This is a genomic window from Sporosarcina ureilytica (genome assembly GCF_001753205.1).
GTDB classification, from domain to species: Bacteria; Bacillota; Bacilli; order Bacillales_A; family Planococcaceae; genus Sporosarcina; species Sporosarcina ureilytica.
The window spans coordinates 76,949-102,896 of record NZ_CP017560.1; the positions used below are offsets into that span (position 1 = coordinate 76,949).

A 25,948-nucleotide genomic window follows, 5' to 3' on the forward strand; every position below is an offset into this window, starting at 1 on the left:
TCCTTATCCTCAATTATGATAAGATAAACCAAACTTAATTAACTAGGAGTCGATTTTATGCTAAAAAATCGTTTATATTATGCCGATCCCGAATGTCAATCATTTACAACGCAAGTGGTGAAAACGGAAATAGATGATAAAGAAGAATTTTATGTTGTGTTGGGTCAAACCGCCTTTTATCCGACTGGCGGCGGTCAGCCCCATGATACCGGTACAATTAATGGAGTGCCCGTAATTGATGTCATTGAAATTGACGGTGAAATTCGTCATTATTTGTCGGGGGAGATTGATGCCACAGGTGAAGTTGATTGCATGATCGATTGGGAACGTCGCTTTGACCATATGCAACAACATGCGGGGCAACATATTTTATCCGCTGCATTTGTTGAGTTATTTGGATTCTCTACGGTCAGCTTTCATTTGGGGACAAGTCTAGTATCCATTGATATCGAGGCCGAAAATGTTACAGACGAACAACTTAAAGCAGCAGAAGAGCTGGCAAATAAAGTAATTCTTGAAAACCGTCCAATCGAAGTAAAATGGGTAACGGATGACGAACTCCATCAATATCCACTGCGAAAGCAAATTCAAGCAACAGGAGAGATACGCCTTGTGATTATTCCGGAGTTTGACTATAACGGATGCGGCGGAACTCATCCTGAATATACGGGACAAGTTAGTTCACTAAAAATATTATCTGCTGAGAAACATAGAGGAAATACAAGGGTTCATTTCGTTTGCGGTAAGCGTGTACTCAACTTGTTACATGATAAAGTAAATGTAGTTACAGAAGCATCCAGATTATTAAGTGCTCCTGAAGACAGAATTGGACAGGCAATCGAAAAATTATTAGAGACAAACCACTCACTCGAAAAATCATTGAAGGAAGCACAAGAAGCATTATTAACATTTGAGGCCAAGGAATTATTGAGTCAACAGCGTAACGGCTTAGTTACCGCTATATTTCAAGACCGTTCCATTCAGCAATTACAAAAACTAGCTCGACTCATTGTAGCGGAATCAGACGAAACAATTGTACTTCTCGTTGCTCGTAATGAAGAAAAACTTCAGTTTGTAGCGGCTAGAGGCAGTGTAGTCGCTGCAAGTATGAAAGATGTTTCGGCTGCTGTGTTGCCGCTCATAAATGGTAAAGGCGGAGGGAATGACGCATTCGTTCAAGGCGGTGGTGATTATAAACTGACAGAAGAAGAATTCATAAAAATGATGGAAAGCAGTTTAACTTCCTCGATTAATTAATAATCATTCTTCGCAATAAAAAATAAGGCGGTTCTCTATGTTGTAAAATAGAATCGGCCTTATTTTTTGTTAGATTAATGGTAAAATCATGCCTACAAGCGCACCAGTTACGACCACAATCCAAGGTGGAAGCTTCCAATAAGCAAGCATGCAAAATAGAATCGCTGCTAGTGCAAAATCAATAGGCGCTAAAATAGAACTTGTCCAAATTGGTGTATAAAAAGCGGAAATTAAGATACCTACAACAGCTGCATTGACTCCCATAATTGCCCCTTTAATCTTTGGGGTGTTTCGTAAACTGTCCCAAAATGGCAACGCACCGAGAATCAGAAGGAATGCAGGTAAAAACACCGCAATTGTTGCGATTAAACCACCTTGCCAGCCTTTCATCACAGCTCCTAAATAAGCAGCAAATGTAAATAAAGGTCCTGGTACTGCTTGTGTTGCACCATACCCCGCTAAAAATGCCTCTTCCGTTATCCATCCAGTTGGCACAAATTCTTGTTCCAATAACGGTAACACGACGTGTCCCCCACCGAAAACTAATGACCCGGAACGATAAAAACTATCGAACATGGCAATCCAATAAGAGCCGGTTATTTCCTTAATGATAGGTAATAGAAATAACAAAGCGAAAAACAACGACAGGCAAATTACTGAAACTCGTTTAGTAATTGGAAATTGAGAATTTGCCTCTGCACTTTTCTCATGTTTTTTAAATAATAAAAAGCCCAAAAATGCCGCAACCAAAATGACCCCTACTTGCGTAAAAGCCGTCTGCCAAATGAGCGTACCAACTAACGCAAATAAAGCAATCGCCTTCCTTTTTAAATCTGGCGTCAAGTTTTTAGCCATACCTAAAATAGCTTGCGCAACTACAGCAACTGCAACGATTTTTAATCCATGTATCCAACCGGCATCTCCAACATCAAAACTACTTAGCAACAAAGCAAAAATGATAAGTGCAATCACTGAAGGCAATGTGAATCCTATAAAAGAAATAATTCCACCTAGTACCCCTGCTCGCATTACGCCGATTCCAATACCTACCTGGCTACTCGCTGGACCGGGTAAAAATTGAGCTAACGCTACTAAATCCGCATAACTTTTCTCATCCATCCATTTTCTTCTTCGAACATATTCTTCATGGAAATAGCCTAAATGTGCTGTCGGCCCGCCAAATGACGTCAAACCCAGTCTGGTTGATATAATCAAAATTTCTAAGAGATTTTCCAATCGATTATTACTATTATTTTGTCCCATTTGCTCCTCCTTTTTTCTCTTTCCTCTCAAGTTTGTGCATGGTCAAAAGATAACATCTACACAGTTTATCTTCCATTTAAAAATAGAATTTTTACAAACTTTTAACATACTAGCACCTGGTCAATACTCCAAAGTATACAAACTTTTCTCTTGTATGCATAAGCATATGCTTATATACTAATTCTCGGAGGAGATAAAATGAATGATTCATTACCAATTGATGTACAACGAGCCTCACAACTTTTAAAGTTACTCGGCGATCCAACTCGTTTAACAATGATGAAATTGCTTAAATCACATGAATGTTGTGTGTGCGAATTTGTTGAGATATTTCAGATGAGTCAACCTGCAATAAGTCAGCACTTGCGCAGGCTTAGGGACATTGAATTAGTGCAGGAAGAACGCCGGGGACAATGGATTTTTTATTCGATTAATAAAGATCATCCGGATTATCCATTTATCGAAGGTATTCTAAAACATCTTGTCGACCAGGATAAATCTATTACAGAGTTGGAAGCAAAAGGGCTTCGTATTTGTTGTAAATAAGGAGGAATAAAGGAATTGACTTCAGTAATTATCGCATCATCCATCTTCCTTATCACACTGATTTTTGTGATTTGGCAACCGAGAAACCTATCAATTGGCTGGTCTGCTTGTATCGGCGCACTTATTGCGCTGCTCATAGGGGTTGTCAATTTTCAAGATGTGTTAGATGTTACAGGAATTGTTTGGAATGCAACACTTGCTTTTATCGCAATTATTATTATTTCACTCATTTTAGATGAAATTGGATTTTTTGAGTGGGCTGCCCTCCATATGGCTAGATTAGCCAAAGGCAGCGGTGTTCGCATGTTTGTGTATGTCACCATTTTAGGCGCAGTCGTCGCGGCCCTTTTCGCAAATGATGGTGCTGCACTTATTTTGACGCCTATCGTATTGGCGATGGTACGAAATTTAAATTTCAATGAAAAAATGGTTTTCCCATTTATCATTGCTAGTGGATTTATTGCAGACACGACCTCTTTACCGTTAGTTGTGAGTAACTTAGTCAATATTGTTTCTGCAGACTTCTTTGGTATTGGCTTTGCTGAATATGCATCACGGATGATTGTACCGAATTTATTTGCATTAGTCGCCAGCATTTTAGTATTGTATTTGTTTTTCCGGAAAAGTATCCCCGAAAATTATCAAGTGTCAGATTTGAAACAACCGAAAGACGCAATAAAAGATTTAAAGATGTTTCGCCTATCTTGGATTGTATTAACAGTATTACTCATTGGCTACTTCAGCAGCGAATTTACGGGACTACCTGTTTCTATCGTAGCTGGCATCGTTGCGATTTTTTACACGATTATGGCTCAAAGAAGTACTGCTGTTCAAACGAAACAGGTCATTAAAGGTGCACCATGGGCGATTGTTTTCTTTTCCATTGGAATGTATGTCGTTGTTTACGGGTTACGCAATGTAGGACTCACAAGCCTACTCGCGGATGTCATACAATTGGCTTCCGACCAAGGATTATTTGTCGGAACAGTTTCAATGGGCTTTATTGCCGCGATCTTGTCATCTGTCATGAATAACATGCCTACCGTTATGATTAACGCATTGGCAATATCCGAAACGACTACAACAGGACCCATCCGAGAAGCGTTAATATATGCAAATGTGATCGGCTCCGATTTAGGACCGAAAATCACACCGATTGGTTCTCTAGCTACGTTATTATGGTTGCACGTTCTTTCGCAAAAAGGTGTGAAAATTAAGTGGGGGACGTATTTTAAAATTGGCGTAGTTTTAACTATCCCTACTCTCTTAATTACACTCATCGGGCTTTATTTATGGTTATTAATTATCTAATAGAGGAGATTTTATCATGACTAAAAAGACACTTTATTTTTTATGTACAGGGAATTCTTGCCGTAGCCAAATGGCTGAAGGGTGGGGGAAAAAGTATCTAAGTGATCACTGGGAAGTATTCAGCGCTGGCATTGAAGCGCATGGCGTCAACCCAAAAGCCGTTCAAGCAATGAAGGAAGTAGAAGTAGATATCTCAAGCCAAACTTCAGAACTGATCGATATAAACATTTTAAATCATGCTGATTTAGTTGTTACATTATGCGGTGACGCGAAAGATAGTTGTCCAACGATACCGCCTACCGTTCGCCATGAACACTGGGGATTTGATGACCCTGCAAAAGCTGAAGGAACGGATGAAAATGTTTGGGCAGTTTTCCAACGGGTTCGTGATGAAATTGGAGAAAAGATCAATGCTTTTTCTAAGGAAAACACAATTTAAGTTACTCTAGTAAATCATAAAAAGAGACCAACAAATGCACTTGTTGGTCTCTTTTATTTTTTATATTAGTAAGCGCGCCCGAACCATACTGTATGCTTTGCGTCTTTACCGCAGTTAATACATGTATCTTTCGTCGCCGGCGGGTTGAATGGAATGTTGCGTGTCGTGAACTTTGTTTCTTCTTGAACATGCGATTCACAATCGTCATCGCCACACCATCCTGCTAGCACCCAGCCCGGGATGTCGTCGTTTTTCTCTGAATCTGCAATATGTTGTTCTAATTGCTCGAGTGTGTCGACGTGTGTATGAGAATGCTTTTCACGGAATGCTTTCGCTTTTTCAAATAGACGCGTTTGCATCGTTGTTAATTCTTCTTCAATGCGTGCCACTAATTCATCTAAATTAACTTCAACTTTTTCATCTTCATCACGTGCTTTTAATAATGCCTGGTCTTTTGCCAAGTCACGTGGTCCTAATTCAACGCGTACTGGAACACCTTTTAATTCCCACTCGTTAAATTTGAAGCCTGGCGATTGGTCGGAGTCATCAAGACGAACGCGGATGCCTTTTGCTTTTAACTCTGCAAAAACAGCATCTAGCTTCTCGATAATTTCAGGATTTTTCTTCCATGGTCCAACTGGAATTAACACAACTTGTGTCGGCGCAATACGTGGCGGTAACACAAGTCCTTGTTCATCACCATGAACCATAATGACAGAACCGATAAGACGTGTAGACGTTCCCCATGAAGTCGTATGAACATATTCATGTTTATTTTCGCGCGTTAAATATTTAATATCAAATGCTTCCGCGAATTTTGTACCTAAATAGTGAGAAGTTCCCGCTTGAACCGCTTTTCCATCTTGCATCATCGCTTCGATTGAATACGTATCAACCGCACCCGCGAAACGTTCGGACGGTGTTTTTTCACCATCATAAACTGGAATTGCAAGCAATTCTTCAACAACTTCTTTATAAATGCCTAGCATTTGCATCGTTTCTTCACGCGCTTCTTTCTCATCTACATGCGCAGTATGTCCTTCTTGCCATAAAAACTCAGAAGTACGAATAAACGGCAACGTTCTCTTTTCCCAACGGAAAACGTTCGCCCATTGGTTAATTAACACAGGAAGATCACGGTAACTATTGATCCAATCAGAATATAGGTGACCAATCATCGTTTCTGAAGTCGGACGAAGTGCTAAACGCTCTTCTAATTTCTCACCTGCTGCCTCAGTAACCCATGGCAATTCCGGTGAAAAACCTTCAATATGGTCTTTTTCTTTCTCGAAAAAGCTCTCCGGAATAAGCATTGGGAAATAAGCATTTCGGTGTCCTGTTTCTTTAAAACGCTTGTCCATTTCTGCTTGAATATGCTCCCAAATTTCATAGCCGTCTGGTTTGAACGCGATACAACCACGGACTGGTGTATAATCCATTAAATCAGCTTTTTGAATGGTATTGATATACCAACTTGTAAATTCGTTTTCTCTCTTGCTCGTCATTATTTTTCCTCCTTAAGTATTGTTTGACGAAAATAAAAAAACACAAAGCTGTCCTCTAATAAGGACGTCTTTGCGCGATTGACGTGGTACCACCTTCATTTAGCTTACTTCACGTAAGCCCTCTTGAAACGTTTGATAACGAAAACGACTCGGTTATGTTTACATAACATCTCAGCGGTAGGTTTCAATAAAAAGCGGTGCGATAACTCTCAGCAGTTGTTATCGTTTCTGTAGCACATTTCTATTTACTTGGCCACGTCATAGATTTTATATCTATAATAGCATAGCAAATATTTAGAACTTAGACAAATAAATGGGCACTGATGATGGCTATCCCTTATGATTGGATGATTAAAGAAAGTAAAAACACCTTAAACGAAAAGCTTGTATATTTAGGATTACAATAAAAAAATGTGTCGTTTTTTGTCAAAAACTTTTGTATACATTTCCACAAAACTCCTCTTTCTTTTTATCTTGTTTCCCATTATAATTGCATTATAATCATCTAAATAGAGTCTTATATATCCTTAATCCCATATAATACAATTGATTGTAAATCTCTTTAAATCATTTATTTACAATCAATTTGACGTGGGGAAAACTATAAAAAACATTTCTTAAAAGGGGTCCTGTGATGGAAAATATTGTGTTAGTAAACGACATTGTTACGTTAAGAACGATGGAGCTTACAGATATCGATGCGATTTACGAAGCCGGTAATTTTAGTGAGATTTGGACACATTTGGCGATAACGATACAAAGCCGCGAGGATGCAGCAAACTTTGTCGAACAATCACTACTAAATAAAGCATTAGGGAAAGAGCATCCTTTTGTTATCATTGATAATAAAACAAATCGTATTATTGGCGGAACAAAATTAATGGACCTAGATTATACGCATATGCGGATTAGTCTTGGTTTCTCATGGCTTTCACCAGCCTACTGGAGAAGCCCTATTAACTCGAATTGTAAGTATTTACTAATGCAATATTGCTTTGAAGTACTTCAACTAAATCGTGTACAAATACAAGCTGATGAACGAAACATCCGATCAAGAAATGCGATTTTACGTATCGGAGCTACACAGGAAGGCATCTTCCGTGACCATATGATTCGAAAAGATGGTACACCGAGAAACACTGTGATTTTCAGTGTAATTCGCCCAGAATGGCCAATGGTTAAAATGCACATGGAACAGTTAATGAATCGACATATTGAACAACCGGTGACTTCGGTTATATAGTTATTAAATAGAAAAGGCATTTCCTCATCCGAGCGGAAGAGAGAAATGCCTTTTCTATTTATAGTTTTACTTTTTGTAAGCGAAGTGCGTTCAATACGACAGACACTGAACTGAAAGCCATCGCTGCACCCGCTACCCAAGGTGCTAATAAACCAATTGCAGCGATTGGAATTCCAACGGTGTTATAGAAAAAAGCAAAAAACAAGTTTTGCTTAATATTTCGCATCGTTTTTCTACTCATCATAATCGCGTCTGCTACACTATTTAAGTCTCCGCGCATCAATGTAATATCAGCCGCTTCAATCGCAATATCTGTACCTGTTCCCACAGCCATGCCAATATCGGCCGTTGCAAGAGCGGGCGCATCGTTAATGCCGTCTCCAACCATGGCGACATTTTTACCAGCATCTTGCAGCTTTTGAATTTCATCACTTTTTTGCTCTGGCAATACTTCAGCAATGACATGAGAAATGCCTACTTCTTTTGCAATCGCATCAGCTGTTCTTGTATTGTCACCCGTTAACATAATGACATCTAATCCAAGTTTTTGCATACGTGCAATGGCTTCCTTAGATGTTTCTTTAACCGTATCAGCAACCGCAATAACGCCTGCAATTTTAGTATCAATTGCAATGAGCATTGCTGTTTTTCCTCCATTTTCAAGTTGTTCCATCTTAGTTTCATAATCGAGCAAATTAATTTGATGTTTTCCCATTAGCTTTCTTGTTCCAACGAGAACTTCTTGGTGATTAACAACTGCTTGAATTCCATAACCTGGTAATGCTTCGAAACTTGCCGTTTCACCTAAACGAACCCCTTTTTCTTGAACGCCTTTTACAATCGCTTGTGCAAGCGGGTGTTCAGATTGGTTTTCCGCTGTCGCAACGAGTTGTAAAACTTCATCTTCAACAAAACCTTCAGCAATCATAACGTCCGTTAAAGCAGGTTCACCTTTCGTCACTGTGCCCGTTTTATCTAAAACGACCGTATCAATTGCTTGCGTATGCTCTAAATGTTCGCCGCCTTTAAATAGGACGCCGATTTCCGCTGCTCTTCCTGATCCAGCCATGATTGATGTCGGTGTTGCTAAACCGAGCGCACACGGACAGGCAATGACTAAAATTGAAATCGTGGGTATTAATGCTGCCCGGAAATCACCCGGTGATACCGCAAAATACCAAATTAGAAAAGTGACAATTGCAATTCCGACAACAACTGGTACAAAAACACCGGATATTCTATCAGCCAACCGTTGAATGTCTGCTTTCGATCCTTGCGCTTCTTCAACTACCTTTACAATTTGTGCAAGCGCAGTGTCTTTTCCAACATTCGTTGCTTTAATTTGAAGTGAACCGTTTCTATTAATTGTCGCCCCAATGACCGTATCCCCTACCGTTTTATCAATCGGAATACTTTCTCCAGTTAACATCGATTCGTCAATTGCCGAACGACCATCTATAATTTCACCATCTACAGGAATTTTTTCTCCCGGCCTTACGAGAATTGTGTCTCCTGAAACGACTTCTTCAATTGGGATTTCCTGCTCCGCACCGTCTCGTACAACGCGAGCTGTTTTTGCTTGTAACCCAAGTAATTTTTGAATCGCTTGACTCGTTTTTCCTTTGGCGCGTACTTCAAAAAGTTTACCAAGGACAATTAATGTAATTATGACAGCCGCTGCTTCAAAATAAAGCTCAGGTTCGCCGACTTTTCCACCATTCACCCATTCAATCGATAAATATAAACTATAGAAGTATGCGGCGCTTGTTCCGAGCGCAACGAGCACATCCATATTGGCACTTTTATTTCTTAATGCATTAAAGGCGCCTTTATAAAACTGCGCGCCGACAATAAATTGTACTGGTGTTGCAAGCGCAAGTTGCAGCCACGGATTCATTAAGATTTCAGGCATGTAAATAAAGGATAAGAAATTAAAGTGAGCGACCATTGTCCATAGCAACGGAAATGTTAAAATCGCTGATAAAATAAATTTACGTTGTTGTTGTTTAATTTCTGCTTCTTTATGATCAATTTTATCCTCAGCATTTTCTTCCTGTAACAATTCAAAGCCCATTTTTTTAATGGCTGCCATCATATCTTGCGGAGCAACTTGATGACTATCATAATCGACGGATAGTTTTTCCAGCGCAAAATTAACTGTTGCGTTAGAAACACCTTCCATTCGGTTCATTCGCTTTTCAATTCTTGATGCACAGGCAGCACAAGTCATCCCTGAAACATCAAAGTTTATATGATCTTGAACAACATGAAATCCAAGTTTTTCTATTCTCTCTTCAAAGTCATTGACATTCACCCGTTCGGGGTCAAAAATTATCGTCGAACTTTCAAGTGCAAAATTGACATTTGCCTGCTCTACACCTTCCATTTTAGAAAGTGTTCGTTCAATACGGTTTGCACAAGCAGTACAAGTCATACCTTGAATTTGCAATGTTTTTTCCGTTGTTGCCATGTCCCTTCCTCCTATACGTGGTGGGGGTATATGTTTTTGAAAAAATAAAGACCATACCATTATGGTACAATCTTATTCATTCCATCTATACCCCCTTGGCGTAGTGTAAATGGAATTATGTCTTTTAAATTAAGAATTTACGTCAAAGCCTTGGTCTTCAATCGTTTCTTTAATATTGGCAAGCGTTGTTTTTTCATTATCAAACTGGACTGTCACATTTTTTTGGTCAAGATTGACGTTTACAAGCGACACACCATTTAATTCACCAACGCTTGATTCAATAGCATTTACACAATGATTACATGACATACCTTCAACTTTTAAAACTTCTTTCATTCGGAACGCCTCCTGTTTCTTTTGCCATTACTATACCATACCCCATCTAGGTATTAAAATAGTTTGCTTATTATTTCGTCATCGTTTTCATGACACTCATCAGCTCTTTGATTGCTTCTTCGCCGTTTTCATCTTTAATCGCTTTAATCACGCAATGATTCGTATGGTCTTCTAGTAGCGCTAAAGAAACTTTATTCATTGCTGATTGAATCGCACTAATTTGATGCAAAACGTCTACGCAATACCGGTCGTTTTCGATCATTTGATGAACGCCGCGAACCTGGCCTTCAATGCGTTTTAAACGATTTAAAAGTTGTTGTTTATTTGGTTGGACTGTCGATTTCGACATTTCCCTCACTCCCGTCTTATACCCTATACCCCTATTATATATTATTATTTGAAGATTAGTCAATCAAATGAATGATAAAAAAAGCGTCTTGCACCCTAAGCTAGACGCCATTTTGGCGAACACAAAAAAGCCAATTCTTTTGGAATCGGCTTTTTGAGAAATAACCCTTCATCAATTAGCTATTTTCCTTTATTGTTTTCGCTTGGTGAGTCGTTCTTTTTTTGAGAATCCGAATTTTTTTCCTTCTGTTTAGAAGAAGGATTTTCATTAACCTTCCCACGGTTTTTATTCGATGCGTTTGAATCCCGCTGAGATTCTTTAACAGGGGCAGGTTTAGGTTTCAGCTCTCGATTTTCAAGCTGTTCTTCCCGCTTCTGCTCTCCTCGATTTTCTCCCTGATCCAACTTTTCGTTGTTTTTCTGGGCAGGAGGAGCAGATGGACCGGAGTCTTTATTAAATTGTCCCTCATTCTCTTTTTCATTCGCAGGCACTGTCGGAACCACTTTCTGGGAATCATTTATAGTTGAAGGCAGATTTTTTCCCTTCGCCGGTACTTCTTCATTCATCTTCTTAAGTTCATGGATAGAGATTTTCTGTTCATTCGCGGTTTTTCTCTCTTTTTCCGTGCTTTTAGAAATACGCCAATCAAACTCTTCATATTCGCCCCGTACATTGTGTACAGCATCTCCGACTATCTCTTGAACCTTACCCGCATTTTTTGAATCTGAAAATACAGTTGTTATCATTACTTGTTTGTTGCTGTCTCTGGTTATCGTATCCTTTATTATAGAATCTAAAACAGCTTCAAGTTTCTGACCTTTCCACTTCGTTAAGTAATAGTTAGATTCGGTTGTTTCCTTCAAATCCCGCACAGCAATTACTTTTCCATTCCGATTGACCTCCAGCTCCACGGCTGTATCAGTTTCAAGTTGGACATATGCCATCACTTGATTATTTTTGGTAAACAAAGTTGCACTAATAAATAAAAGAAGCATAGCTGCAGCAATAGCCGGTCCAATAAATCGGAATTTCGCTTTTTCTCTAAAAGGAACAAGTTGGAAGTTAGTTTCATCACCGATATCCGGTGTTTTACCAATTGGAATCCCTCTTAGGAACTCTCCCTCACTCGTGAGAAATATCATATATTTTTTTTTCTTTTCGCAAACAATGCCTTTATAAGTTCGCATCACATGAATTCCCCTTTTAGATATTCCTTTATATACACGAAATTGCTGTTTATCAGTAATGTGACAGCGATGATATATTTCCTTTGTCGTTCAATCGTCTTTCTAGAAACTTCGACAAGTTCTTCTAACTCTTTCATCGGCAATCTTTTACGTTCCATAAGATATGTATAAAACTCGGGTGTTGTCGCTATAATTTGTGCAATTTGAAAAGCTGTCTTTCTTGAATCGGCATGTTTCGGAGATGATTTCACAAGATCTTGGAAAGACATGTTAAATTTTTTGAGGAGCTGATTGTATTCCATTATTTCCTCGCGCCGTTTCAATGCTTGCTGCTCTTTAGAATAAGACGTTATCGATATTTGATTAAATAGGTAATGCTCTAACTCTTTATCTTCATCGCCATCTTTTACTAAATTTACCGCATCATTTCTTGCTGATTCTTTTCGGATATAATCAATCAATCTTCTTTTTATAATCAAATGAGAAAAAGTTGTTAATGATGAATTCTCTTTTAAGTTATAATTTAATATTGCCTCATAAAAACCACTCATCGCTACACTAAACTCATCGTCATGCTCATCAATGAATCTTTTGCAAACGAATGAAGCCGTTTTTTTCATGAACGGAGTGTACGCGATGAGAAGGTCGTTCATTACCTTCTCATCGCCATTCTTTGCCTTTAATACTAGCTCATCTACTGCCGTATTAGACTTTATATTGAAAAACCCTTGTACAATAGATAAAAGCATGAGTACCCCTCCGTTTCCATTTAATCCGAATGCAATTGATTTTAATAGATGCACCGGAAAATGAAAAGCAGTTGATTAGTTATTATTGTCCTTTTTGTCTTGCTTTTGTTGTTTTCTTTCTTCTTTTAATGCTTCACGCTCTGCTTTTTGAGCCTTTTTTAATTCCTGTCTTATTTCTCTATGCTGTGCATTTAGCTGAGCTTGCGGTGCTCTATTAGCTTGTGCGGCAGGTTGTTTTGTAACTTCCTCTTTTTCTTCAACTTGTTCAGGAGTTTCTGTATCAACCGGTTCCTTCACTTCAGGCTGTTCTGGCTCTTCAGGGGTTCCATTAGCTACCTGCTTGCTTTCCCACTTTTCAATTGAACGCTCCATGTTTTTTTGAATTGCTGCTTTCGCTGTTGGATTTGATACTTGATTGTAAGCTTTTTCAAGTGCAGCTAGATTGCCAGCTGTATAACCTTCAGGAATTTCCGGTAAGTTGTTTTCTTCTGTATCCACATCCTGTTGAGTGCCTTCTTCATTCTCATTTGCCTCTTCAGAACTTTGCTCATCAGAATCAGTATTCTCTTCGTCTACTACCACGTCATCGTTTTCCACTACCGTATCCTCTGCCACTTCCGTTGACTCATCCGCTGGTGTCACTTCTTCTTCTAGTAATTGACTAAGACTAATCGGCTCTTTTTCGTCCGCCCATGCATAACTAGTCCCAGTTATTGTAAGTCCCGCAATTAGTAATGCTGCTCCAGTTTGCTTCCATTTCTTATACATAATCCATTCACCTCATTATTTTTTTACCCTAATTAATTTGGGTATACCAGTTATTCGAACAGTTATTGCTTTTTGTGGGGGTCGATAAAAACTTTTTTAACTCTACAAAAATCTGAAGCACCTCTACTTCATTTTCCTCTACTTTTTCCTCATGCAAAATGCTTTCGCCTGCATTTATCATCATTAATTGGTATGGCAGGAATTTTAAAATTGAATCAGCAAAACCTCTGTTTTGTCAGCACTTCTTAGACAACGCAGAGATTTTCTTTTAATTTCATTAATTGATTCACAATCGATTCATTAATTTCCCCAAAACTGCTGTTGATTTTCTTCAAATTCCATATTCTTTCGAATTAATACAGCTAAACACTTTGTAAAATACAAATAAGGAGCTTATCGCACTTTACGACAAGCTCCTTCATTAGACATTTCTCTTCTTCTAATTTTATTCCTTATCCGATTTTTTACTCCACCATGTGGCAAGCAACGAGCCTGAAATATTATGCCAAACGCTGAAGATTGCACTTGGTACTGCTGCGAGCGGTGAAAAGTGAGCTGTTGCCAATGCTGCCCCAAGTCCAGAGTTCTGCATCCCAACTTCTATAGAAATTGCCTTTTGATCAGAATAATCTAACTTCAGTAGTCGAGCGAGCCAATAGCCTACTAAATAACCAAGCATATTATGTAAAATAACAACAAGTAAAATCAAAAGGCCAATTTCAGCAATCTTTTGCTGACTTCCGCTAACAACTGCTGCTACAATCGCAACGATTGCAACCACCGAAACGAGCGGCATTGCTTTTACACTTTTCTCAACTTGCTTTTTGAATAGCATTTTTGCAATAATTCCAAGCGCAATCGGAACAACTACAATTTTAACAACTGACAAAAACATATCGCCTGCGGAAACTGGTAACCATCTGCTTGCCAACAATAAAATCAATGCGGGTGTAACAATCGGTGCTAATAAAGTAGTAACAGATGTAATCGCTACAGATAATGCGACATTTCCTCTCGCCAGGAAAGTCATGACGTTTGAAGATGTTCCACCCGGACAACAACCAACAAGAATCACACCCGCAGCAACCTCCGGAGGCAGCCTAAGTCCAACCGCAAGTAAAAAAGCAATAAGCGGCATAATTGTAAACTGTCCAAGTACACCGATAAACACTTTTTTAGGTTGTTTAAACACTTCCCCAAAATCATCTACTGATAGGGTCATCCCCATTCCAAACATAATAACACCAAGTAATATAGATATGTATTGCCCAATCCATGTAAAGCTCTCGGGCATAAAAAATGCCAGTCCTGCGAATAACAATACCCATATTGCGAAAGTATTGCCTGCAAACTGACTAATTCTTTCCAATGTCTTCATTTCTTTCACTCCTCGATATTTATAGAATACTACTATACATGCTTTTTCAAAATTTGCAATAACTCAAAATACAAAGTTATGACTTCTAGTATTCTGTTCCCAGAAAGCTAAGATAAATTCGATGAAAATAAATGGTTCAAAAAAGAGAAGAATCCGATGAATTCTTCTCTGTCGTTCGATTCGGAATAACACATCGTCATTTGTAATTTCTTTTCGATAATTGGTAGAAAACTTTAAGTGTGGCTCGTTTATCCCTGTTATTTCCATGAATCAGAAAATCCGATAACGATCATTAAAAGTAAAGCGCATGTTGGAAATACGATTAACATTCTAGCAACCACTTCACCTGTCACAAACTCCCCAGAAAATACGAGTACCCAATGGACAACGACAAAAATTATTCCGAAAAGCAGGACACTTAATAAGACAGACTGCGGCTTCAACATCAAACCGCCCACAATAAATGGCAATGCACAAAGTAAAGCGAGAATTAGATAACTAATGTCTGATAAACTACCGGCAAATAATCACGAATATTGAAAGATTCACGGTTGTTCCAAATTAACACGTTTGTTTAAGTGACTGTGTCACCTTAAATGACTGGCACCTAACCAACTGTGCACGCAATCAAAAAATTTTCGTTTCTTTCTGAAGAATAAGTGTTAATATAGAAAACAAATACGATTGGAGGAATACTTCTTAGTTGCCGTTATAGCCCTTTACATAAACGAGGAGGAATACATATGTTTAAAGTTTTAGTGTCAGATCCGATTAGTGATTTTGGATTACAACAGTTAATGGATGCTGATGATGTAGAAGTGATTAAGCAGACAGGATTAAGTGAAGCGGAACTTATTTCGATAATCGGTGAATTTGATGCGCTGCTTGTCCGTTCTCAGACGACAGTAACCGAACGTATTATGGAAGCCGGCGTTAAATTGAAAGTAATCGGTCGTGCGGGAGTCGGCGTTGACAACATTGATTTAGAAGCCGCAACAAACCGAGGAATTATTGTTATTAACGCACCTGATGGGAACACGATTACTACGTGTGAACACACATTTGCGATGATGATGGCATTAGCAAGGCATATTCCACAAGCATACGCGAAAACAGTTAATGGACAGTGGGATCGTAAATCATTTCTTGGTGTGGAATTACGAAACAAGAAACTTGGTGTGTTTGGACTAGGTCGTATTGGAATTGAAGTTTCTAAACGGGCAATCGCATTTGGCATGACGGTTCTCGGTTATGACCCTTTCATGCCGGAAGAACGTGCGAAGCAACTAGGTATTCAACTGACCACCCTAGACGAAATCGTGCGTGCAGCAGATTTTATGACTGTTCATACGCCGCTTACAAATGAAACCCATCATATGATCGGCAAACCACAATTCGAAGTGATGAAACCAGGAATGCGAATTATTAATTGTGCTCGCGGAGGTATCATTGACGAATTGGCCCTCATCGAAGCACTTGATGAAGGAATTGTAGCAGGAGCTGCCTTTGATGTGTTTGAAAATGAGCCGCCAGCGCCAGATCATCCTTTCTTTTCACATCCAAAGATGATTGTCACACCACACTTAGGTGCATCCACTATGGAGGCACAAGAAAATGTAGCGATTGACGTGTCCGAGCAAGTCATGCATATTTTACGCAATGAACCATTCAAAAATGCAGTGAATATGCCTTCTATTCCGCTCGAGTTACTAAATCGACTGCAACCATACTTCAAATTGTGTGAACATCTAGGAAATTCACTTGCGCAGATGACTGACGGTGCAGTACGTGAAATTACAATCGAATGTGCAGGCGAATTGGCTGATTTAGATACCACTCCATTGAGTCCGTATGTGCTTAAAGGTGTTCTAACGCATCATCTCGGTGCAGAACAAGTAAATATCGTGAATGCGCTCCACCTGGCTAAGCAGCGCGACATTCAACTTGTCTTCAAGAAGTCGCTTTTCTCACAAATTTCTTCTAGCAAGATTACGATTCGTTTAAAAACTACAGAAGAAGAACGCTGGGTGACTGGTTCTTCAGTTACTGGCATAGGAGATCGACTGATTAAAATTGGACCTTATCCTGTAGATCTCTCTCCACAGGGTCATTTATTGTTAATTTCGCAGCAAGACGAGCCGGGAATCATTGGCCAGGTTGGAATGGTACTCGGTGCTAACGGGATTAATATCGCTAGTATGCAAGTAGGGCGCCAAGAAGTCGGCGGTTCTGCGGTAATGATTTTAGAGATCGATCATCAAGCATCTAAAACCGTCATTGAGGAATTGAAAGCAATTCCAGATATCAAAAGAGTTCGTGAAGTTAATTTCGACTGAAATAAAAACAGGACATGAGGAGTGGTTTTTTTGAAACAAAGTATTCGAACTGTCTATAATTTTAACGCTGGCCCATCCGCACTACCGTTGCCAGTTTTAGAAAAAGCACAACAAGAGCTAATCAACTTTCGTGGTACTGGCATGTCGATTATGGAACTTAGTCATCGCAGTAAAGCTTATGATGATGTACATAATGATGCGATTGCACGTTTAAGAAAACTATATTCGATTCCTGAAAACTATGAAGTGCTTTTCCTACAAGGCGGGGCAAGTCTTCAGTTTTCCATGATTCCCATGAACTTTTTAAAGCCTTCACAAAAAGCGGGCTATCTAATGACGGGTGTTTGGGCGGAAAAAGCATTTGATGAAGCGAAATTATTCGGGGAACCTTATGAGATTGCTAGTACGAAAGAGCGTAACCATAACTCAATCCCAAATAGTAAAGACCTACAGTATAACGAAAATGACGCTTATGTCCACCTAACATCTAATAACACCATTTACGGGACCCAGTGGAAAGAGTTCCCGAACACAGGAAATGTTCCACTCGTTGCGGATATGTCCAGTGACATTATGTCTAAACCAATTGACGTGAGTAAATTTGGGCTTATTTACGCTGGGGCACAAAAGAACCTTGGACCATCAGGAGTAACAGTGGTCATTATTCGTAAAGATTTGCTCGAGAAAGCAAATCAAGAAATACCAACGATGTTAAAGTATAATACGCACGCAAAAAGCAATTCACTTTATCATACACCGCCAACTTTCGGCATCTATATGCTCGGTGAAGTGCTCCGTTGGATAGAAGATTTAGGTGGATTAGAAGTAGTGGCTAAACAAAACGAAACAAAGGCTAAGTATATTTATGATGTGATTGATGGCAGTAACGGCTTCTATTTAGGGCATGCAGAGCCTGCTAGTCGCTCTTACATGAATATTACGTTCCGACTTGCCGATGAGGAGCTGGAAAAGAAATTCTTAGCGGAAGCACAGGAAGCAGGTTTTGTCGGTTTAAATGGACACCGTTCTGTTGGTGGATGCCGCGCATCCGCTTATAACTCCGTCCCTGTAGAAGCATGTATTGCACTAAGTGAGTTTATGACTCGATTCCAAGAGAACAACAGTTAAACTGCACCACGTTTGTTTTGAATAAAGTAAAAACGGATTAAACATTGGGGAATCTCACATGTTTAATCCGTTTAAATAGGTGCCAGTCACCCAAACATTCATGAAAGTTTAAACATTCACGATTGTTGCGATTAACATATTTGTTTCGGCGACTGGCACCGAATATATTTTTCACCAAGAATGCTGTCCGCTGTATAAGTATCTTGAGGCAATTGCTGCTGAATAAATGCATCTATTTCATTTTGTTCAATGGAGTAATATGCTTCAATTTCACGTGAGAACAATAATTTCTCTCGTTGCAGTAATGTTTCTAAATTAGAAAGCTGTTCCGCGCGTAACGTTTCATTCGGCAATAACTTTTGGAGTGCATTCGTATAGTCTTCTAGTGTACGCGCACCAACGATTCGCACACCTTGTTGTTCTTCATTTACCATGACAATTGTCGGGAAGCCGCGGACGCCTAACTGACGGACGAGTTGAAAATCTTCTTGTAATGAAGTGTTTGCTTCCGGAAGCTTTGACTCCTGTACAATTTCTTCTCCGTTTAGACCGATTTGGTTGACGAGTTTAATTAAAGTTTCATCTTGTGCAATGTTTTGATTAAAAGCGAAAAGTTCCTCTCGTGCACGACGTAAAAATGGATTGGCTAACGCTGGATTCTTTTCTTGAATGACTTTGTATACGCGAGATGGGATAAATGACGATTCGATTGGATTGTCGTACCAAACCGTTCCGTCAATCGGCATACGTGAATGTTCACCAACTTCTCTCCAGTGTCCCGCAACATCTGCAGGACTAGAAATGCCGTTGCTTACGTCTGCAAACCCTTCCCACTTTTCAAGCAATCCTCCCATGACTGTATGCATATTGAAATATTGACTGTACTGATCTACAAACTTACGAAGAACTGGTTCTAATGCCCAACAATGAGAACAGATTGGATCCGTTACATAGTAAAGCTCAATTGTTTTTTTCTGTGCTGATAAATCGATAAACTCCATTGCGTCCGCATTTTCACCAGCCGGACCACAAATTCCCGTTTCCATATCACACATCATATTATTTTTCTGATTCATCGAAACGCCTCTTTTCTTTAAGTTTTTTCCTCAAGCTTGATATGTTGTTGTGCCCATTCATGAACTGGCTGCAAGGCGTTTGCCAATTGCAGACCTTTTTCAGTCAGATGATACGTTATGACGACGGGTGTTCCTGTTGTTACTTCCTTTTCGACCAAGCCAAACTCCATCAGTTCTGTTAATTTCAATGAAAGCGATCGCGGGGTAATATCACTCAAATCACGTCTAATTTCAGAAAAATGCGCTGTAAACTCTGGACAATTTGACAAGTAATGAATAATAAGCCCATTCCAACGTCTTCCTAAAATCTCAAAGCATGATTCTAAGTAAGGACAAACTTCCAAAATACCACCTCCTACAATTAATCTTAGTATATGCTAGTATACTAATTATATCAACTATAAAAATTACCAAACCCAATAAACCTCTTTAATTAAAATAAAACCCCTTTCACTTCATTAATTTCAAGCACTAAAAAGAGAGAGAAAAGAATCCCTTGAATTCTTTTCTCTCTCGTTTATACATCGTAATTTATCTTAATCCTTCAAACAATAGCACTCGTGCAGGTGATGCATCTGTACCTTCTATTTTGAGTGGCGCAGCGACCATGAAATATTCACCTTGCGCTACTTCCTTAAATCGAAGTCCTTCTATAATAATAATCTTATCGCCAAATAACGTTTTGTGTGTCGGATGGCCTTCTTGGTCTCTTTCAATTCCAAGCGTGTCAATCCCTACACCACGAACACCAATTTCAGTAAGATATTCAGCGCCGTCTTTCGTTAAATAAATAAAATTGAAGTTAAAATCTTCTTCAAAAGAGTTCTTCGTTTTTAATAAAACGAAATCACCTTTTTCAATGTTGAACTTCTCTAAATCTGCCTTTGTAATGCCATCTTTCACTTCCGTTAGATCAAATAACTTCGACTGCCCGACAAGACTTTCTAGTGGAACAGACTCAAATGTGTCGCCGTCAACAACCATGTGTAACGGTGCATCGACATGGGTACCTGTATGTACATCTAATTCCATTCGCGTTTCAGTAACATACCCGTTTGTGACAGTATTAAACTTAGGCTGTTTCTCCGGTTTATTTTTATAGACCGTCATTCCCTCATAAATTGTTGCAGTTACATCGTACATTTTCATATTACTCACCTATTCTTCATGTATTTTGAATTCTTCCTATATAAATAGGTTCGCATGGCCATCATAATTTTGTCCACTAAAACAACTTTTCAGGACAACCGTTTATTTCCAAAAGCAAAAGAGCAAGCGCCTTGATTATCGCCAATGATTGACGAAAATATTCAACCATACTTGGAAAACAACGCTATTTCATGAATAACATCGAATTATAAACGCACATACTTACATTTACAGTTGGAAATCAGTATACTTAAGACTTACCTTTATTATTACCCTTACAAATAGGAGAGAAACTAGATGAAAAACGAAGATCTGTTGACCAAATTTATCGAGGTGGATGCCTTACAAGAAGTCAAGAGCAGCAAAGATATACAGGCCCTAACTTTTGTTTTATTTGGAGCAACGGGCGACTTAGCGAAACGTAAATTATTCCCCGCTTTATATAATTTATTTCTAGCTGAAAAATTGCCGAACTCATTTTCGGTCATTGGCTTGGGGAGAAGAGAGTGGTCTCACGAATTTTTCCACTCGAAAATAGAAGAATCACTTCGAACCTATGCAAGAAAAGATGTTCAAGAGGACAGCTTACAAGACTTTTTAAATCACTTTCAATACAGCCCATTAGACGTCACTGATAAGTCTGCCTATAAACGGCTACAAACACATATTGAAGACAGGGAGATTGAACTCAATATACCAGGTAACCGTCTGTTCTATTTAGCTGTGGACCCGAACTTAGTTGAAGTCATCACAGAAAACCTTCATGCAAGCGGTCTCAATCAGACAAGTGGATGGAGAAGACTCGTTGTCGAGAAGCCATTTGGGACTGATTTAAAATCTGCCCAACAATTAAACAAAAAATTAAGCGAAGCGTTTGATGAGATGGAAATTTATAGAATCGACCATTATCTAGGAAAACCTATGGTGCAAAACCTTGCATCACTCGTATTTGCAAACCCTGCATTGGCCTCATTATTAGACCTTAAACAAATCGCCAACGTCCAAATTACGGCAAGTGAAACGGTCGGGGTTGAGACACGTGCCGCCTATTACGACAATGCAGGCGCAATCCGTGATATGGTACAAAACCATCTCCTTCAACTAGTGATGATGACAGCTTTACATTTACCTGAAAATATTACGGCGGAAGAAATCGGTAATAAGAAAATCGAAGTGATTGAATCACTTAAACCAATTGAAAAAGAAGATGCCCATAAACATGTGATTCGTGGTCAATATCGTGCCGGGGAAGTGTTAGATACCCCTGTCATTGGTTATTTGGATGAACCAGGCGTTCCCGAAAACTCAATGAATGACACATATTTCGCCGCACGCTTACATATCGATAATCCGGTGTGGGGGGAAATTCCTTTTTATATACGAACTGGAAAACGATTAGACCAAAAGTCTACACGCATTGTTTTCGAATTTAAGAAACAAAAAAGAGCTTTAATCCCTGCTGAAGAGCTCGTACCTAATCTACTGACACTTGAAATTAATCCAAGTGAAGGGATTTCTTTAAAACTCAATATTAAAGAACCTTCAAGTGAACGGTTTAAACCTACTTGCATTAATTTCAAAACAAATACAGACGATCAATCAGACGCTTATGAATTGCTATTGTTTGATGCAATGCTTGGTAATGCAACATTTTTTGCGCATTGGGATGAAGTTGAATTATCTTGGAAATGGATTCAGCCATTGCTGGAAGCGTTTGAAAACAACCTGTTGCCGCTACATACTTATCCGGCCGGCTCCACTGGTCCTGAAGCAGCAGACGAACTACTTAAATCGAACAATTTTAAGTGGTGGTAACACCAAAATTAATAAAGCCAATTCTTACGCGTTAAACAGCCCCCAAAATCATGAGTGTTTAAACATTCATGATTTTTGGGTGACTGCTAACTAGATAATAAAGATAATATCTTTTCCTTTGTGGCCCCTACACTCGTATATATTAAGTAGTCCTTCCGAGCAGTCTGAATTAATATTCGATCTGTCGTTCCATATGGATATCCAATTCTCATCGCCGTCTTGCTCTCTCCTGCGTAGGTGTGATCATACGTTACATTAATAATCTCCGAAATAGGTATTTCAGTTTTGCTGAATTGCCACTTTATTACAACTTGATCATCACGTTTCTCTACTTTTACTTCAAACATCTAGATCCCCCTATCTTAACCCCAACGAACTTCTAATCCTCTTGGTTTTGGACCCGAATAATTTACTGAATCCGAATAAAATTTTAGACGTTAATTAGAAAGTATGGTTAGGAAAACATTAAAGATATAGCATTAATCCTGATTTTTTTCGAAAGACTTGAATTGACAGGTATCTAAAACACCTAAAGCCGGACACCTGTCATTCAATTACTTCTGTAGAATAGTATCGATATATTTATGAATCGCGTCTATATTATTAGAAACTTTATTTTCTCTTTCCTCATCCCGCTGCAGTTTCTTTTTTGCCTTCTCTAATACCTCCGCTTCTATTTCTTTTGGCACAACAATTACACCATCACGGTCCCCTACAATGATGTCACCGTGATTCACCACAACACCTCCGCAGCTAATTGGTACTTCGGAATATCCTCCATCCGACTTGCTCCCAGCGCTTATCGTTGTGCCTTTACAAAATACAGGGAAATCCAGGTTGATAATATCTTCTATATCCCGAATAACCCCGTTCGTTACAACTCCCTTAATTCCAAGCGTTTTAGCCATTCCTAAAACGAAGTCACCTGCAATCGCCTTTGAAGTATCCTCTTCAGCGTCAATGACAAGCACATCATCTTTACTTGCTTCTTTTATCGCCCTTAATAGCTCTTTGTTCTGTCCTTTTGGGATTTTTACAGTGTACGCCCTCCCGGCAACCTTATAATTTGCCAATGGCTTGATTGAAATATCCATTGCATTTTCACCTTTTAATGCATCTGAGATACATGTCGTAGGAAGCTTTGAATATTCTTCAATATAATTAATCGTCATCGTTCTACCCCTTTTCTTTCACTTATGTAATCATCACTCCACAATACAGATTCCCCAATCCTCTTCAAACTACGAATCAGTTTCTAAACGGCTCTCCCACTCCACCACCTAGTAATCTGACTTTAAAGAATAGTTTAAACCCTATTCATATAAGTGTCTACCCTAGCAACAATACCGCTTAGTTGCCATCCCTTTTCAACACAACTACAGTTTTATTAAAAGACCCTTCTAAAATGAAATAGAAAAAGCCTGTGCACAACATAACCACATATGTTGTGCACAGACTTTTATTGTTTTATATCTAATATCCAAAACTTTGGGTTACTCTTCTAATTTACTTTTACTTCTAATCTGCGTTAAGCTTTCTCTATTCTTTTTCTGCTTCAGAATTTTTTCTTCTCGTCGACTAATATGGATCAGCGGAGAGTCATAATCTTTTGACGCTAAAATATCTTCATTCGAAGCTTTCATAAATGACCAAGCGAGTAAGAACATAATGAAAATAACCGGGAAACCAGCGACAATACTTGCTGTTTGAAGCGTCTCAAGTCCACCGAGAAACATTAATACGAGTGGAAGTAATGTTAATGTAAACGCCCAGAATAGTCGGTTCCATCTTAAAGGTTCTGAATCCACTCTCTTCTGTACGACCGCTGCTAAAATAAATGACGCTGAGTCAAATGTCGTCGAAAGGAAGATAATCGCTAACACCGTAAAGATCGGTACAATCACTTTTGAGAGTGGGAGCTGATGGAAGATCTCGATGATTGTCGCAGGCGCACCTGCTTCATTCATGAATCCGATTACATCAAAAGCTCCAGTCAATTGCAGATACAGTCCGAAGTTACCAAGTATACCAAAGAACAGCATACAACCAACAGTTCCATAAATCATCGTACCAAGAATCATTTCTTGAATCGTTCTACCACGGGATATACGTGCAACGAATAAACCGACAAATGGCGCATATACTACCCACCATGCCCAGTAGAAAATTGTCCATTTTTGCGGGAAACTAGTTTTCTCAAAACCATCTAAATTCCCAAATGGTTCAAGCCATGTTGCCATTTTGAAGAAATTGTCCAAAATGATCCCAATACTTGTAAACGTTGTATTACTAATGAATAACGTTGGTCCCATGATAAAAACAAAAGCTAGAAGAAAAATTGCTAGCCAAAGGTTAATATCGCTAAGCATTTTTATTCCTTTTTTGAGACCAAAATAAGCACTGGTCGCAAAGATAGCTGTACAAAGCATCATAATGACGACTTGCATACCGAGAGTAGCTGGAATTCCCGTAATATCTTCAACACCCGCCGCAATCATCGGCGTACCGAGTGCAAGGGTTGTCCCCGCTCCCCCCATTAAACCGAACATAAAAAGTACGTCAATAATAACCCCAATCGGCGTATCCACAAGCTTTCCAAGTACCGGCCTTACTGCTTCACTAATTTTCAAGACTGGCTTTTTCCGTACGTAGTAAAAGTAAGCAATGGGAAGCGCAGGCAAGGTGTAAATTGCCCAAGCCATAGGTCCCCAATGGAAAATTCCGTAAGCAGTGGACCAAGAAATTGCTTCTGGGGATTCTGGCGTTAGGCCAAATGGAGGCCCTTGATAATAATAAGCCCACTCGATCATTCCCCAATAAAGGATACTTGAACCGATTCCTGCGGAGAACATCATGGCTGCCCAGGAAAATGTGTTAAACTCTTTTTTTTCTCCCTTATAACCGAGTTTTACTTTTCCGTTTTTACTAAATGCAACATACATTAAAAATACAAATGCCGCCAATCCAACAAATAAATAAACAACCCCGAATGTTTCCGTCATAAATTCATTTGCCATATTTACAACGACTGCACCAGCTTCAGGAAACAATATAAGCGGTATAGATACAGCGAGAATTAAAAATAATGCCCCTATAAAAGTAGGCCAATCTATTATTTTCATCGTAACGAATCCTTTCAATATGGTTTCTTAATTTAATACAGAATGCACAATCATGTAACTAACGTTTTTTACTTCTTAATTTATTCATCGCTATTGGGAATAAATCATAAGGAAAAAATCGCACCAAAAAGACTTTAAGCATAACTTTAGTGTATCTAACTAAGCAAAGTCTTTCCACTTTTTCCTTAAAAATGACTGGCACGTAAAAATACACATGGACATTATCGGCATTAATCCAGTTTGAAACGGCAGGAGAACGAACAAGTATGTTCATTCCAGAAATAAATCTTTGGATTGAAATCATCGTTCAAAGCATTTCACTAATTCTACTATTTGCAATCACTGTATTTAAGCCTTAGGGGGAGAAGGATTACAGGATAAGCGTTTTAAAAAGGGTGGAATTGCATGGAAGAAGATAGTTAGCATATGTTTAATCTGAGGGATTTTTGCCATCCTCGCAGTATTGTTTTTCATCGATTTCATCATCCAAATATAGAAAAAAGTAACCACCCTACGCTATC

Annotated in this window: 24 protein-coding genes and 1 other annotated feature; of the genes, 8 read left to right on the forward strand and 16 right to left on the reverse strand. The window is 38.9% G+C overall.

Going from position 1 to position 25,948, the window contains the following annotated elements; all coding sequences use genetic code 11:
- Positions 1-57 precede the first annotated feature (57 nt).
- Complete coding sequence (locus tag BI350_RS00395; protein ID WP_075526338.1) at positions 58-1,257, forward strand: alanyl-tRNA editing protein; 1,200 nt, start codon at positions 58-60, stop codon at positions 1,255-1,257.
- 69 nt (positions 1,258-1,326) lie between these two features.
- Here BI350_RS00395 and BI350_RS00400 read toward each other — a convergent pair whose 3' ends face one another.
- Positions 1,327-2,520 carry a chromate transporter gene (locus BI350_RS00400; protein ID WP_075526339.1) on the reverse strand — a complete coding sequence of 398 codons (1,194 nt, stop codon included), beginning with the start codon at positions 2,518-2,520 and terminating at the stop codon, positions 1,327-1,329.
- 198 nt (positions 2,521-2,718) lie between these two features.
- On the opposite strand from BI350_RS00400, the gene BI350_RS00405 reads away from it, so the two are divergent.
- Genes BI350_RS00405 through arsC form a run of 3 tightly spaced genes read left to right on the forward strand, consistent with a single transcriptional unit; the run spans position 2,719 to position 4,816 of the window.
- Complete coding sequence (locus tag BI350_RS00405; protein ID WP_075526340.1) at positions 2,719-3,066, forward strand: ArsR/SmtB family transcription factor; 348 nt, start codon at positions 2,719-2,721, stop codon at positions 3,064-3,066.
- Between the two features lie 15 nt (positions 3,067-3,081).
- The gene (locus BI350_RS00410; protein WP_075526341.1) at positions 3,082-4,377 is read left to right on the forward strand and encodes an arsenic transporter; all 1,296 of its coding nucleotides are present in this window, start codon (positions 3,082-3,084) and stop codon (positions 4,375-4,377) included.
- Positions 4,378-4,393: 16 nt separating this feature from the next.
- A complete protein-coding gene (arsC, locus tag BI350_RS00415) occupies positions 4,394-4,816 on the forward strand; it encodes an arsenate reductase (thioredoxin) (RefSeq protein ID WP_075526342.1) in 423 nt (140 codons plus the stop codon).
- Positions 4,817-4,881: 65 nt separating this feature from the next.
- Here the strand turns inward: arsC and proS are convergent, their stop codons facing one another.
- On the reverse strand, positions 4,882-6,321 hold the full coding sequence (gene proS / locus BI350_RS00420; protein ID WP_075526343.1) for a proline--tRNA ligase: 1,440 nt from the start codon (positions 6,319-6,321) through the stop codon (positions 4,882-4,884).
- Positions 6,322-6,378: 57 nt separating this feature from the next.
- Positions 6,379-6,592: a binding site (T-box leader), on the reverse strand.
- A gap of 363 nt (positions 6,593-6,955) precedes the next feature.
- Here proS and BI350_RS00425 point away from each other — a divergent pair.
- A complete protein-coding gene (locus BI350_RS00425) occupies positions 6,956-7,564 on the forward strand; it encodes a GNAT family N-acetyltransferase (RefSeq protein WP_075526344.1) in 609 nt (202 codons plus the stop codon).
- A 58-nt stretch (positions 7,565-7,622) separates the two neighbouring features.
- Here BI350_RS00425 and BI350_RS00430 read toward each other — a convergent pair whose 3' ends face one another.
- The 8 genes from BI350_RS00430 to BI350_RS00465 form a co-directional block, all read right to left on the reverse strand.
- Entirely contained in the window at positions 7,623-10,034 is a 2,412-nt protein-coding gene (locus BI350_RS00430; RefSeq protein ID WP_075526345.1) for a heavy metal translocating P-type ATPase, read from the reverse strand.
- Between the two features lie 129 nt (positions 10,035-10,163).
- Positions 10,164-10,370, reverse strand: a complete 207-nt coding sequence (gene copZ, locus BI350_RS00435) for a copper chaperone CopZ (RefSeq protein ID WP_075526346.1) — start codon at positions 10,368-10,370, stop codon at positions 10,164-10,166.
- A 70-nt stretch (positions 10,371-10,440) separates the two neighbouring features.
- Positions 10,441-10,719, reverse strand: a complete 279-nt coding sequence (locus tag BI350_RS00440) for a metal-sensitive transcriptional regulator (protein ID WP_075526347.1) — start codon at positions 10,717-10,719, stop codon at positions 10,441-10,443.
- Positions 10,720-10,898: 179 nt separating this feature from the next.
- The gene (locus BI350_RS00445; RefSeq protein WP_075526348.1) at positions 10,899-11,906 is read right to left on the reverse strand and encodes an anti-sigma factor domain-containing protein; all 1,008 of its coding nucleotides are present in this window, start codon (positions 11,904-11,906) and stop codon (positions 10,899-10,901) included.
- Positions 11,906-12,655, reverse strand: a complete 750-nt coding sequence (gene sigI / locus BI350_RS00450) for an RNA polymerase sigma-I factor (protein ID WP_075526349.1) — start codon at positions 12,653-12,655, stop codon at positions 11,906-11,908. Before sigI ends, BI350_RS00445 begins: the two co-directional genes overlap by 1 nt.
- A 75-nt stretch (positions 12,656-12,730) precedes the next feature.
- Entirely contained in the window at positions 12,731-13,423 is a 693-nt protein-coding gene (locus BI350_RS00455; protein ID WP_075526350.1) for a hypothetical protein, read from the reverse strand.
- A 445-nt stretch (positions 13,424-13,868) separates the two neighbouring features.
- Positions 13,869-14,801: a bile acid:sodium symporter family protein gene (locus BI350_RS00460; protein WP_075526351.1), complete on the reverse strand. Its 933-nt coding sequence runs from the start codon at positions 14,799-14,801 to the stop codon at positions 13,869-13,871.
- A gap of 257 nt (positions 14,802-15,058) precedes the next feature.
- Complete coding sequence (locus BI350_RS00465; protein WP_155767445.1) at positions 15,059-15,247, reverse strand: hypothetical protein; 189 nt, start codon at positions 15,245-15,247, stop codon at positions 15,059-15,061.
- A gap of 297 nt (positions 15,248-15,544) precedes the next feature.
- On the opposite strand from BI350_RS00465, the gene serA reads away from it, so the two are divergent.
- A complete protein-coding gene (gene serA / locus BI350_RS00470; protein ID WP_075526353.1) occupies positions 15,545-17,137 on the forward strand; it encodes a phosphoglycerate dehydrogenase in 1,593 nt (530 codons plus the stop codon).
- A gap of 30 nt (positions 17,138-17,167) precedes the next feature.
- The gene (serC, locus tag BI350_RS00475) at positions 17,168-18,265 is read left to right on the forward strand and encodes a 3-phosphoserine/phosphohydroxythreonine transaminase (protein ID WP_075526354.1); all 1,098 of its coding nucleotides are present in this window, start codon (positions 17,168-17,170) and stop codon (positions 18,263-18,265) included.
- A 131-nt stretch (positions 18,266-18,396) separates the two neighbouring features.
- Here the strand turns inward: serC and BI350_RS00480 are convergent, their stop codons facing one another.
- The 3 genes from BI350_RS00480 to BI350_RS00490 all read right to left on the reverse strand — a co-directional run bounded on the left by BI350_RS00480 (position 18,397) and on the right by BI350_RS00490 (position 20,490).
- On the reverse strand, positions 18,397-19,341 hold the full coding sequence (locus BI350_RS00480) for a DsbA family protein (protein WP_075526355.1): 945 nt from the start codon (positions 19,339-19,341) through the stop codon (positions 18,397-18,399).
- A gap of 17 nt (positions 19,342-19,358) precedes the next feature.
- Complete coding sequence (locus tag BI350_RS00485) at positions 19,359-19,685, reverse strand: winged helix-turn-helix transcriptional regulator (RefSeq protein ID WP_075526356.1); 327 nt, start codon at positions 19,683-19,685, stop codon at positions 19,359-19,361.
- A gap of 187 nt (positions 19,686-19,872) precedes the next feature.
- Positions 19,873-20,490 (reverse strand): cyclase family protein, encoded by a 618-nt coding sequence (locus tag BI350_RS00490; RefSeq protein WP_075526357.1) that lies wholly within the window; start codon positions 20,488-20,490, stop codon positions 19,873-19,875.
- A gap of 297 nt (positions 20,491-20,787) precedes the next feature.
- On the opposite strand from BI350_RS00490, the gene zwf reads away from it, so the two are divergent.
- Entirely contained in the window at positions 20,788-22,305 is a 1,518-nt protein-coding gene (gene zwf / locus BI350_RS00495) for a glucose-6-phosphate dehydrogenase (RefSeq protein ID WP_245698279.1), read from the forward strand.
- An 86-nt stretch (positions 22,306-22,391) separates the two neighbouring features.
- Here zwf and BI350_RS00500 read toward each other — a convergent pair whose 3' ends face one another.
- The 3 genes from BI350_RS00500 to BI350_RS00510 all read right to left on the reverse strand — a co-directional run bounded on the left by BI350_RS00500 (position 22,392) and on the right by BI350_RS00510 (position 25,427).
- The gene (locus tag BI350_RS00500) at positions 22,392-22,652 is read right to left on the reverse strand and encodes a SunI/YnzG family protein (RefSeq protein WP_075526358.1); all 261 of its coding nucleotides are present in this window, start codon (positions 22,650-22,652) and stop codon (positions 22,392-22,394) included.
- 207 nt (positions 22,653-22,859) lie between these two features.
- Entirely contained in the window at positions 22,860-23,477 is a 618-nt protein-coding gene (locus BI350_RS00505; protein ID WP_075526359.1) for an RraA family protein, read from the reverse strand.
- Between the two features lie 321 nt (positions 23,478-23,798).
- Positions 23,799-25,427, reverse strand: coding sequence for a BCCT family transporter (locus BI350_RS00510; protein ID WP_075526360.1), 1,629 nt, complete (start codon positions 25,425-25,427; stop codon positions 23,799-23,801).
- Positions 25,428-25,948 lie beyond the last annotated feature (521 nt).